Source organism: Pseudogemmatithrix spongiicola (assembly GCF_030623445.1).
Classification (GTDB): domain Bacteria; phylum Gemmatimonadota; class Gemmatimonadetes; order Gemmatimonadales; family Gemmatimonadaceae; genus Pseudogemmatithrix; species Pseudogemmatithrix spongiicola.
In genome coordinates this window covers 3199780-3211428 of sequence record NZ_CP130613.1, presented here as the reverse complement: position 1 = coordinate 3211428, position 11649 = coordinate 3199780, and the positions used below count along the sequence as shown (strand labels likewise).

General features: G+C 69.9%; 10 protein-coding genes. 7 read left to right on the top strand and 3 right to left on the bottom strand.

The genetic code is table 11. The annotated features are described in order from the left end of the window. Positions 1-28: 28 nt before the first annotated feature. The 3 genes from Strain318_RS14715 to Strain318_RS14705 are packed head-to-tail and all read left to right on the top strand — an operon-like array spanning position 29 to position 3552. Positions 29-2092 (top strand): VIT domain-containing protein, encoded by a 2064-nt coding sequence (locus Strain318_RS14715; protein WP_367886440.1) that lies wholly within the window; start codon positions 29-31, stop codon positions 2090-2092. Positions 2093-2099: 7 nt separating this feature from the next. Continuing rightward, positions 2100-2615, top strand: coding sequence for a sigma-70 family RNA polymerase sigma factor (locus Strain318_RS14710; RefSeq protein ID WP_367886439.1), 516 nt, complete (start codon positions 2100-2102; stop codon positions 2613-2615). Then, a complete protein-coding gene (locus Strain318_RS14705; protein WP_367886438.1) occupies positions 2602-3552 on the top strand; it encodes an anti-sigma factor family protein in 951 nt (316 codons plus the stop codon). The genes Strain318_RS14710 and Strain318_RS14705 overlap by 14 nt, the downstream gene beginning before the upstream one ends. A gap of 6 nt (positions 3553-3558) precedes the next feature. Here Strain318_RS14705 and Strain318_RS14700 read toward each other — a convergent pair whose 3' ends face one another. From Strain318_RS14700 to Strain318_RS14690, 3 genes are read right to left on the bottom strand one after another with little or no spacing between them, the layout of a single operon-like run. Further along, positions 3559-4431, bottom strand: a complete 873-nt coding sequence (locus Strain318_RS14700) for a ribonucleotide-diphosphate reductase subunit beta (protein WP_367886437.1) — start codon at positions 4429-4431, stop codon at positions 3559-3561. A gap of 3 nt (positions 4432-4434) precedes the next feature. After that, positions 4435-4854, bottom strand: a complete 420-nt coding sequence (locus Strain318_RS14695; protein ID WP_367886436.1) for an SCP2 sterol-binding domain-containing protein — start codon at positions 4852-4854, stop codon at positions 4435-4437. Between the two features lie 5 nt (positions 4855-4859). After that, positions 4860-5777 carry an SMP-30/gluconolactonase/LRE family protein gene (locus Strain318_RS14690; RefSeq protein WP_367886435.1) on the bottom strand — a complete coding sequence of 306 codons (918 nt, stop codon included), beginning with the start codon at positions 5775-5777 and terminating at the stop codon, positions 4860-4862. Positions 5778-5906: 129 nt separating this feature from the next. On the opposite strand from Strain318_RS14690, the gene Strain318_RS14685 reads away from it, so the two are divergent. From Strain318_RS14685 to Strain318_RS14670, 4 genes are read left to right on the top strand one after another with little or no spacing between them, the layout of a single operon-like run. Next, positions 5907-9155, top strand: a complete 3249-nt coding sequence (locus tag Strain318_RS14685) for a WD40/YVTN/BNR-like repeat-containing protein (RefSeq protein WP_367886434.1) — start codon at positions 5907-5909, stop codon at positions 9153-9155. After that, positions 9152-9646 carry a GNAT family N-acetyltransferase gene (locus Strain318_RS14680; RefSeq protein WP_367886433.1) on the top strand — a complete coding sequence of 165 codons (495 nt, stop codon included), beginning with the start codon at positions 9152-9154 and terminating at the stop codon, positions 9644-9646. The genes Strain318_RS14685 and Strain318_RS14680 overlap by 4 nt, the downstream gene beginning before the upstream one ends. Next, positions 9643-10107 carry a DinB family protein gene (locus Strain318_RS14675; protein ID WP_367886432.1) on the top strand — a complete coding sequence of 155 codons (465 nt, stop codon included), beginning with the start codon at positions 9643-9645 and terminating at the stop codon, positions 10105-10107. The genes Strain318_RS14680 and Strain318_RS14675 overlap by 4 nt, the downstream gene beginning before the upstream one ends. After that, positions 10091-11641: a hypothetical protein gene (locus tag Strain318_RS14670; RefSeq protein ID WP_367886431.1), complete on the top strand. Its 1551-nt coding sequence runs from the start codon at positions 10091-10093 to the stop codon at positions 11639-11641. The genes Strain318_RS14675 and Strain318_RS14670 overlap by 17 nt, the downstream gene beginning before the upstream one ends. Positions 11642-11649 lie beyond the last annotated feature (8 nt).

Sequence of the window (11649 nt, the reverse complement as noted above, 5' to 3'; positions counted from 1 at the left end):
GGCACCCTGCCCGCAGCCTCCATGTCCCGTGGACGGACGCGTCGTGCGTACGGGGCGCGACGTGCGCGTAGTGCTCGAGGGGCGCGTGCTCGCCTACGAGGTGACCGAGCGCTGGACCAACCGCGGGCGCACGATCGGCGAGGCCGACTACGTGCTACCGCTGCCGCGAGGCGCGGCCTTCGAAGATCTCGCGTTGATGATCGACGGCGAGATGGTGACAGGCGAGATCCGCGGCGCCGGCGAGGCGCGGCGCATCTACGAAGAGATCGTGCGCCGGCAGCGCGATCCCGCACTGGTCGAGTGGATGGATCACGGCGTGCTGCGCACGCGCATCTTCCCGATCCAGCCCGGAGAGACGCGCACGGTGACCGTACGGTTCCGCGCCGTTGCCGAGCGTGAAGGCGACGCGCTGCGGATCGACGTGCCGGCCCCGCGTGGCCAAGGCACGCAGGGAGGCGGTACGACGCTCGCCTTCGAGTGGCCGCAGGGCGACGGTTTCGGCGATGCCTGGTCGCCCACGCACGACGTGCGGGCTGCGTCGGCGGTGGAGCGCCGGCGTGTGGCCCGCGTGGAGGATGCCGTCGGCACCGTCACGCTGTTGCTGCCGGTGCGCGGCAGCGGTGCGGCGATGACCGTACTCACGCATGCGCCGCGCCGCGATGACGGCTACGTGCTCATCACCTTGGCGCCGCCCGCACAGACGGGCCCCGCCACGCCCCGCGACATCACCTTCGTGATCGATGTGTCGGGTTCGATGAGCGGCGAGAAGCTGCGCCAGGCCAAGGCGGCGGGTCGGCAGTTGCTCAACAGCCTCGGCCGCAGCGATCGGTTCCGGCTCGTGGCCTTCTCGAGTGACGTGACGGACTTCGCCGATGCGTGGAGCGCCGCGACGCCCGCGAACCTGCGGGCAGCTGAGGAATGGCTCGACGGTCTCGCCGCCGTGGGCGGCACGAACATCGGTGCGGCGCTCGCGCGCGGGCTCGAAGCGGACACACCCGCCGGCCGCCTCGGCCTGCTCCTCTTCCTCACGGATGGCGAGCCGACGGTCGGTGAGCAGAACGCCGATCGCCTCGCGGCCTATGCGTCGCGGGAGCGCGGCGAGCGTCGCGTGTTCACCTTCGGGCTCGGCGCAGACGTGAACGCGTCATTGCTCGAGCGGCTCGCGCTCGATGGCGCCGGCACGGCGCACTTCGTGCGGCCGCAGGAGGACGTGGAGCGGATCGTCGGGGTCGTCGCGCAGCGCATCACGCGGCCCGTCGCCACGGACCTGCGCGTGCGCGCCGAGGGCGTGACGCTGACGCAGGTGATGCCGGCGGGTCGGATCGACCTCTTTGCCGGGCAGGAGCTGACGATTCTCGCGAAGTATCGCGGCGATGCCGATGCGGTGCGCCTGACGGTTGCGGGGCGGGGCGCCCAGGGGCCGGTGCAGTGGTCGACCGTGGCGCGATTTCCCGCGCAGCGCACGCAGGACGCGTTCGTCGGACGCCTCTGGGCGACGCAACGCGTGGGCTGGTTGAGCGCCGAGCGGCGCAAGAGCGGGCCATCGGCCGAGGTGGATGAGGAACTCAAGACGCTCGGCGAGCGCTGGGGCATTCCGACGGTCCTCACGTCGTACCTCGTGCTGGAACCCGGCATGGTCGTGGATAACGCGCCGCGGCCTGGGCGTGGGCAACCACGTGCGATGCCGATGGCGACCATGGGCGCGGGCGCAGCGCCGGCCGCACCGCCGGCGCCGACGGCCTTCGAGGAAGCGCGTGCCGCCGCCGCGCAGCGCAGCGCGCGCTCGATGGCCGAGGCGGATCGGTCGATGGATGGCGCGCGGACGCGGCGCGCGGCGAATCGCCTGTTCGTGCTCCGCGACAGCACCTGGGTGGATGCGCGCGCCGAGGCCGCGCAGGCCCGCACGCTGCGCGTGCGTCCCTATTCGGATGCATACTTCGCCCTCATGGACCGCACGCCTGACCTGCGAGAGGCCTTTGCGCTCGGCGACAACGTCGAGGTGCGCGGGCGCGCCGTGACCGTCGTGTTGGCGGCGGATGGCGCGGAACGGCTGAGCGCCGCGGAGCTCGCCGCGGTGGCGCGGGACTGGTAGGGCGCCGATGGACACGGCCGAACGGCTCTTCGTCACCTACCACGCAACGCTGGTGCGGTATCTCACGCGCCGGCTTGGCGACCGCGATTGGGCGGAAGAGGTGGCGCAGGAGACGTTCGTCCGTGCCCTGCGGCAGGAGACGATCGTGAACGAACGCGCATGGGTCTTCGCGGTGGCGCACAACCTGGTGCGTGACGGAGCGCGGCGCGATGCGCGCAACCGCCGGCACCTCGAACTGATGGCTGCCGAGCAGCGCGAGGCGCAAGAGCCAGAGGCGGAGCAGACCGCGGATCGCGCGGAGCAGCTGCGGATGGCGCGCCAAGCGTTGGCATCACTGACCGAGCGGGACCGCCAGGCGTTGCTGCTCAAGGAAGAAGGGTTGGACTACCAAGAGATTGCCGACGTGCTCGGCATCGAGAAGAGCTCCGTCGGCACGACGCTCTCGCGTGCGCGGCGTCGTCTGGCAGAGTCATACGAAGACTTGGCGGCCGGTGGCCGGGGAGGCGCGGATGTCGCGTCCTGACGAAGGGTTGATCCACCAGTGGCTGGACGGTGAGTGCACGCCGGAAGAGTCGGCGCGCCTCGAGCGGCTGGTGGCGACGGACGCGGAGTGGGCGGCGGCGGTGGCCGAGGCACGCGGCCTGATTGCGGCGAGCTCGCGGATTCTCGGCGCGCTGGATGCCGTGCCCCACGCGAAGCCGGCGGGTGGGAAGGCAGCGCCTGCCGTGGCGCGCCGTGGCTTCCGTGTTGCGTCCTGGATGGGCGTGGCGGCGGGACTTGTGTTGGTCGCGGGTACCGCGTACGTGCTGCGCGAGCAGAGCACGGCGCCGTTCGGTGTGGTCTCGTCACCGTCGCCGTCACCGACGATCACGGACACCGCACCGGGCGTGCAAGTCGGTCGGGCTGGCGATCGCGTACAGCCGCCGAGTGAGGTGCCACCGATCGGCGTGGCGCGCCCGGCGGCCGAGGCAGCCGCTCAGTCAATCAATACGCTGCCGTCAGGTGCGGGTGCCGCAGGAGTGGCGTCCGAAGCGGCTCCGCCGGCAGCACCGCCTGCCGCGCCGCCCCCCGTGGCGCAACGAGCCGAAGAGGATGTGGCGGCGCGACGCAGTGCCGAACTCGCCGCAGAGCAGGAGCGCGCCCGCGCGGCGCGCGCGACACGCGCGGCGGCGGTGTCCGATGAGTCGCGGGCGTCCGCACGTCAGGCGCCCGCCCGCGCGGCGGCGCCTATGGCGGCCCCGATGGTGGCCGCGCCGATGGTACTGCCCGTCCTCGACGGATGCTGGCGCGTGTCCGCTCCACCGGAGCTCGTGGGCGTGTTGGCCACGCCGGCGATTCGCCGTGCCGCCGGTGACACGCTCGTGCTGATCACTGCGAGCGGAGACATCACGGTCGTGCGTGCGGGGGACGTGCTGCACGGCGGGCTCGAGGCGAAGCAGGAGCCCTGTCGCACGCCGTGAGGCCGCTCAGTCCTCGGCGCTGAGTGCGTCGAGGTCGGCGGTGCTGCCGTCGAGCCCCGCGGCGGCCGCAAAGCGCTCGTATTGCGCGAGCGCGTACGCCGTGAGCTTGTCGAGATCCACGAGCGGCGTCGGATAATCGAACTCCTGCACCGTGGCGAGCACGTTGGGCAGGTGCCGCTCGAACACGCCTTGGACGACCGGCTTCAGTTCCGGATGGGCCGACGTCAGCTCGGCGATGCAGCGCATGCCGAAACTCACATGGCGGCCCTCGTCGCGCTTGATGAGCCGATAGCCCTCCTGCAGGCCCGGCAGCCAGCCACGGGCGGCGAGCGCATCGTGCGCACCCACGTATCCGGTGCGAGCGAGCATCGCCTCGACGACGCCCATATAGTGCGTGACCGCCTCGGCGAAGGTCGCGCGCAACTGCACGGGATCGTCCTCGCGCCGCAATCGCTCGGTGACCTCCTCGAGATCGGCGACGAGCACCGCCTGCGGGGCCGGCGTCATGTACTGCCGCGTGATGCTGCCGTCTTCCTCGAAGACCTCGCGGAAGTAGCGGGCGAAGAACTCGAAGTGCTTGGCTTCCTCGTAGAGTTGCGTCGTGAGGAAGAGCTCCTTGTCGATGCCGAGTCCGAGGCGCGAGACGGCGGAACAGAAGGGCGCGAGCGTCTTGGTGACGGACTCCTCGCCTTCATAGAACAGCGACGTCAGGCGGAGAATCTGCTCGGGGAACTGCTCGGCGGCGAAGTCGCGGCGGATGTGCTCCCATTGCGCGCGATCGGCCCGGAGGTCGATCGTGGCCGGATCCCAGTGCAGTTGCTTGGCCTTGCGATAGAGCTCGAAGTACGCGCTCTCGGCTTCACGCTGCACCAGGGGCATCGCTCACTCCTCGTCGGGAAACTCCGTCGGCACCGCCTTCGCGCAGGCGACCAGGGCGGTGGCGGCGCGGGCGTGCATCATCAATGTGGCGAGGGATCCGCGGACCGCAATCTTGCCGCGCGTGACGCCGACAATGGGATCGAGTTCGCCGCGCACGACGGACTTCCACACGGCGTACGGCGCCGTGAGTGCGATGGGCGCCGTCACGGCGTCGGCGGGCACGACCTGCGCGCCGCCGCAGCGTCCCCGATCGAGCTGCAGCTCGACGGCGACGGCGTCGGGAAATCCGAGCTCTGGCGCGGGGCTGAGGATCAGCGCGACGGGCCAGGTCCACTTCGCGGCGGCGCTGCGATAGGCGTCATCGGCCTCGATGGCCGACTGGAATGCCTCCGCCCATGCCGCCGTGAAGGGACGATTCGGCACGGGGCTTACTTGAGCTGCCAGAGTTCGACGCGATTCTCGGTGAACAACGGCACGGCCACGATGTGGCGGCGCGGGTCGTAGCCGATGTCGGCGGGGGCGTTGAGGCCGCCACGGAGCTTGGTCGAGGTGCCGTTCTCGAAGACATACAGCGACGAATCCGCCCAGCTCGAGTACAGCGCGCGGCCGTCCTTGAGGATGACGATGCCGTCGCCGCCGCCGGGGCCGCTGCCGAGCACGGTGACGCTGTCGGTGCCGGCGGTCCAGCCAAAGACGCTCGGCGAGTTGAAGCCGACGATGAGCCAGCGGTTGTTGCCGGCGTCGAACGCGATGCCGTTGGCCGCCGACTGCGCGGGGAGGACGACGGCCTCGCGGGCGTTGCGCCCGACGAGCGCGAACACCCGGCTCTTGCCCGGGTGCGAGACGGAGCCATCGGCGTTGAAGCTGATGCCGGAATCCGTGATGTAGATCGTGCCGTCGCCCGCGACGGCGACGTCGTTGAGGAAGGTCGCGTTCTGCGCGCCGAGCTCGAGCGAGGTGACGGCGTTCCCCGTGTTGACGTCGAACGCACGCACGGCGTCGATGTCGGCCACCCAGAGCGTGTCGCCGACGAGGGCCATGCCCTTGGGGGCGTTCAGCGTGATGTCGGCATCTGCGCCGTTGATGAACGGCACACTGTCGAGCTTGGCGCCATCCGCCGAGAGGCGGACGATGTAGCCGTTGTCGTCCTTGCCCAGCGGCGAGCCATTGATGTTGCTCACATACCACACGTTGCGCGTGGCGTCCCAGAGGACGGACTCAGGGGTGCTGAGCCCTTCGGAGACGACCGCCAGCGGGGCGTTGGCGTCGGCGGCTTGGGAGGCGTTCTCGCCGCCACAGGCGACGAGCGCGAACGGAGCGAGGAGGGCGAGCGTAGTGATGCGCATAGGGACAGAAGGCAGATGGCGGAGGCGGTGTCGACGCTGCGAGCGGAATCTACTCGTCGCCGGCGGCTTGCACTGCTACAATCATGCTGCTGGGTCCCGAGGTTCCCCACCCTGTCGGAGGTCTCGCACGTGTCAGTCCGGAAGTGGTTGCCCCGTTCGCTCGCGCTGCTTGGCGCGGTCGCCCTCGCCCTCCCGGATGCGCTGGCCGCGCAGTCCGCGGACTCCACCGCCTTCCGCGCCCTGCGCTGGCGCGAACTCGGCCCCGCCCGCGGCGGTCGATCCGTCGCCGTGGCCGGCTCTTCGTCTCGGCCCCTCGAGTACTGGATGGGCACCACGGGCGGCGGCGTGTGGAAGACCACCGACGGCGGCATGAACTGGCAGCCGTCGACCGACAACGCCTTCGGCGGGACGATCGGCGCCATCGCCGTGGCGGAGTCGAATCCGGACATCGTGTACGTAGGCGGCGGCGAGACGCACATCCGCGGCAACACCTCGCACGGGGACGGCCTTTGGAAGACCACCGACGGCGGCCGCACCTGGCAGCTGATGGGGCTGCGCGAGACGCGGCACATCGCCCGCGTGCGCGTGCATCCGACCAATCCGGACATCGTCTACGTCGGCGCGCTGGGCCATGCGTTCGGCAACAATCCGGAGCGCGGCGTCTACAAGAGCGTGGACGGCGGCAAGAACTGGCAGCGCATTCTTTACCGCAACGACTCGACGGGCATCAGCGACCTGATCATGGATCCGAATGACCCGAACACGCTGTATGCGGCGTTCTGGCACGCGTATCGGCGGCCGTGGATGCTCAATTCGGGCGGCCCGGGCGGCGGCATCATGAAGACCACCGATGGCGGCGCGACGTGGACCGAGCTCACGGCGAACCGCGGCCTGCCGCGCGGCGTGTGGGGCAAGGTCGGGCTCGCGGTGTCGCCGGCCAACTCGCGGCGCGTGTGGGCCATCATCGAGAACGACTCGGGTGGCGTGTACCGCTCCGACGACGGTGGCCAAACGTGGGAATGGCTGAACCGCGACCGCTCGCTGCGGCAGCGCGCGTGGTACTACAGCAAGATCTACGCGGATCCCAAGGACACGAACGTCGTCTACGGCTTGAACGTGCAGTTCTTCCGCAGCACCGACGGTGGCCGCACGTTCCGGCAGCAGATCCAGGTGCCGCATGGTGACAACCACGACATGTGGATCGCGCCGAACGATCCGATGCGCATGGTGCAGGCGAACGACGGCGGCGCGAACGTGAGCTTCACGGGCGGCCGCACGTGGACCGACCAGGAGTTCGCCACGGCGCAGATGTACCACGTGTCGACGACGAACCACTTCCCGTACTGGGTCTGCGGCGCGCAGCAGGACAACTCGACGCTCTGCGGACCGAGCCGGAAGGAAGGCAACATCACGATCGCCGACTGGCAGGATGCGGGCGGTGGCGAGTCGGGCTACGTGACGGCGAACCCGGCGAATCCGGACATCATCTTCGCGGGCTCGTACTCGGGCTATCTGACGCGCAAGGACATGCGCACGGGCCTCGAGCGAAACATCAATGCCTGGCCGCTCAATCCGATGGGCCACAGCTCGGAAGACATCCAGTACCGCTTCCAGTGGACTTTCCCGATCGTGGTCTCGCAGCACGACCCGTCGGTGCTCTACGTCGGCGGCAGCCGGCTCTTCAAGAGCACGAACGAAGGCCAGAGCTTCACGATGATCTCGCCGGAGCTCGCGCGTCGCGATCCGCGTACGATGGGTGCGTCGGGCGGTCCGATCACGAAGGACCAGACGGGTGTCGAGACCTACGGTACGATCTTCACACTGGCCGAGTCGCCGAAGAACCGGAGCATCCTCTGGGCCGGCACCGATGATGGATACATTTGGATCACCCGCGACGCCGGCGCCAACTGGACGAACATCACGCCGCGCGACATCGGCGACTTCGCGCGCGTGAGCATCATCGATGCGTCGTCGTTCGACGAAGGCACGGCCTACGTCGCGGCGAACCGATTCCAGCTCGACGACTTCCGCCCGTCGCTCTGGAAGACCACGGACTTCGGCGCGACGTGGACGAAGATCGTCACGGGCATCGACGCCGAGCACTTCACGCGCGTCATCCGCCACGACCCCGAGCGCCGCGGCTTGCTCTACGCCGGCACGGAGCGCGGCGTGTACGTGAGCTTCAATGACGGCGCGATCTGGCAGCCGCTGCAGCTCAACCTGCCGCCGGTGCCCGTGCACGACCTCGTCGTGAAGGAAGGCGATCTCGTGGCGGGCACGCACGGCCGCTCGTTCTGGATCCTCGACGACCTGTCGGCGATCCGGCAGTACACGCCGCAGATCGCGGCGAAGCCGGCGCATCTGTTCCAGCCGCGCGATGCCTACCGCATCAACTGGGGCGGCGGGGGCTTCGGCGGCGGCGGCAACCAGCAGGCGGCGGCGAGCCGGCCCGGGCAGAATCCGCCGAGCGGCGTCGTGGTCTATTACCACATCAAGGACGCGAACCAGCCAGTGAAGCTGGAGTTCCTCGCGGCGAATGGCAGCGTGATCAAGAGCTACGAGAACGACGGCCAGCCCGTGCGTCCCGCCGAGGGTGCGCCTGCCGGACCGGGCGGTGGTCGCGGCGGGCCCGCCGCGGCGCAGCGCCCGGGCAATGCCGTGGGCCTCAACCAGTTCGTCTGGAACATGCGCTACCCCGATGCCGTGACCTTCCCGGGCATGATCATGTGGGCGGGCAGCACGACGGGGCCGGTGGCTCCGGCGGGCACGTACACGGTGCGCCTCACCGTCGGCAGCGAGACGCAGACGGCGCGCGTGAACTTGCTCAACGATCCGCGCACCACGGCGACGGCGGCCGACCTGCAGGCGCAGTTCGACTTCCTCATCCAGGTGCGCGACAAGACCTCCGAGGCGAACAACGCCGTGCGCACGATCCGTAACGTACGCGCGCAGATCGAGGCGCGCGTCGCGGCCGTGCCGCGCCTGCGGCGCAACGCCGACGAGCTGCTGCGCTCGCTCGCGGCGATCGAAGAGGAGATCTACCAGGTCCGGAACCAGAGCTCGCAGGATCCGCTCAACTTCCCGATCCGCATCAACAACAAGATCGCGGCCCTCGCCGGCGTCGCGGGCTCCGGCCCGTACCGCCCGACGGACCAGACCATCGCCGTCTACAACGAAGTCTCGGCGATGCTCAAGGTGCAGACGGACCGGCTCGACAAGGTCCTGCGCGAGGATCTCGAGCGCTTCAACCGCCAGCTGCGTTCGGCGCGCCAGGAGCCGATTGTCCCGAGCACGGACTTGCCGGAGCCGGCGCGCGGACCGGTGGCGGACGATGACATCGTGATGGACGACGACCATGCGGAGGCGGCGGCCGCGTGAGCGGGTTCGCGCTGAGACCTGGCACCGCCGCCGATGCGGCGGCGGTGCTGGCCCTCAACAACGCGAGCGTGCCGCACGTCAACGAACTCAGCGCCGACACGCTGGCGCAGATCGTCGCGATGAGTGCGCACTACACGGTGGCCGAGGATGCCGAGGGCATCCTCGGCTTCGTGATTTGCATCCCCTCCGGCCGCTCGTATTGGAGCGACAATTACAACTGGTTCGGCGAACGCTTCGACGCGTTCCTGTATCTGGACCGGGTGGCGGTGGCCGCGCGCGCGCAGCGGCGCGGGATCGGGCGGGCGCTGTATGATGACCTGCACGCCCGGGCGGCAGAACGATGGCCGCGCATCGCCCTGGAGGTGAATCTCCGGCCGCCGAATCCCGGGTCCGTGGCATTTCACGCCGCCATGGGGTACAGCGGAGTTGGGCTGCGCGAGTACAACGACGGCGACAACGCCGTCGAGATGTTCACCAAGGAGCTGCGATGACCGAGCAGGAGTTGTTCACGAGGTTCTGGACGCACGAGACCAAGACCACGTTGCGCGTCATCTCGCGGATCCCGGAGGGCTCGACGTACCGGCCCGATCCGAAGTCGCGTACCGCGCAGGAGATCGCGTGGCAGATCGTGAACGAGGAGCGGATGATCATCGACGGTGTCGAGACCGGCGTGATGAAGCCGCCAAGCGCGCCGGCCGTCCCGGCAACGATGCGCGAGGTGATTGCTGCGTACGAGGAGCTGGCGAACACCTTGCCCACGCGCTGGGCGCAGGTGCCGGCGGATCGCTGGAACGGCGAGATCGATTTTTTCGGTCGCAAGCGCCCGGCGTCGCCGATGGCCTGGAGCTTCCTGTTCGACCTCGTGCATCACCGCGGGCAGATCACGACGTACTTGCGGCCGATGGGATCGACGGTGCCGCAGATCTATGGCCCGAGTGGCGACGAGCCCTGACGGCAAGGGCGGGCGCCGGGCGCTCCCGTCGTCCGCGCTGCTGCTGGCGCTGGCCTGTGCGCTCTCGGCCGCGCAGCCGCGCGTTGCGACGTCGCAGCGCGCGCCGACGGCACCTGACTCGGTGCTGACGGCGGGGCCGCGCGACACGGCGTTCACGCAGTGGCGCGCCGAGGTACGTGAGCATGGGCGCTTCGGCTCGTCGTTCCTGTTGATGGGACAGCGGTATCAAGTGCTCGTCGTGACCCCGATGGCCTTGGACGTGCTGGCGCCGGACAGCTTGGTGGTGCGGCATGCGCGCGGATGCCAACCCGTGCTGCAGTACCCCGATGCGGTCATCGATTCGGCGGCGGCAATGCGCCCATGGGCAGCGTTCGACTCCGCCGCCGCCGCGCGACCCACGGTCGCTTTCACGATCCTCCCCGCCGATCCGGTGCGCATCGACTGCGCGCGCGGGCAGCTCGCGCGCTTCGCGGCCATCACGCGCGGTGCGGTGTTCGGCGTGCCGCCGGCGTACAATCCGGTCTACGATGCCACGCGCGCGGAACTCCGGCGCGACGGCGAGCTGATTCCCGAGGTACTTCTGGGCAGCGCGCCGGTCCGGAAGCACGCCATCGGTGCCGTGGTTGAGGACGACACGCGCCAGGTTCGGCTGTATGTGCCGGTCGACGCATTCGCGCCGTACGATGACGGTCGCACGGCCGATCTCTCGCTGTTCGTGTCGAGTCCCGTGGACGATGCCCCGGATATCCTGCGCGTCCCGCCGGAACTCGCCCGCGCGGTATGGGCACAGTTCCAACCGTGGCGTGCGCGTCAGCTCGGACATGACGGCGCGCGGCCGCTCGATGCGCTGACGCTCGAGTTCCCCGAGCCGCGCGATACCGTGCTGCGTCGTGCGCACGCGGAGTTTCGCGCGGGCGCGTGGGGGCTCGCGACGTCAACCGTGCTCGGTCGACTCGCGCGCACGCCGCTGCCGCGCGCGCCGGAGGTGCGGGATGGCATGGTGCTCGGCGCCGCGACCTTCGTGGCCTACGGCTACGACGAAGACGCCACGGCCTTGTTGACGGATGTGGCCGCGTTCTATCCCTGCCTCCGCATGACGGCCGGTGCGCCGGACGAGATGCACCGCATCCTCGATCGCGTACGGCCGCAGGCGCGCTGCACGTCGCTGCGCTTGCCGCTTGTTGCCGCCGCGGGTCTGGTGCCGGGCGGCGGCCAGATCATCACGCCCGGTCGCCGCGCCTTCGGGCAGACCTTGCTGCTGGCGACGGTCGGCGCGTTCGCGGCAGCGCAGGGCCTGCATGCGTACTCGCGCAGCGCCTACGACGACTACCTCGCGAACACCGGCTCGACGAGCACCCCGGCCGCGGCCGACTACCGCCGGGCAGACCTCACGCGCAACATCGGCAACGCCATGACGATCGGCGCCATCTCGGTCTGGAGCTACGCGGCCATTGAAGGCGTGTTCATGGAATGGCGCCACAAGCGTCGCATCGCGGACGTCCAGGACGTCGGCGCGCGTCGGAGGTCGCGGTGATGCGCCCG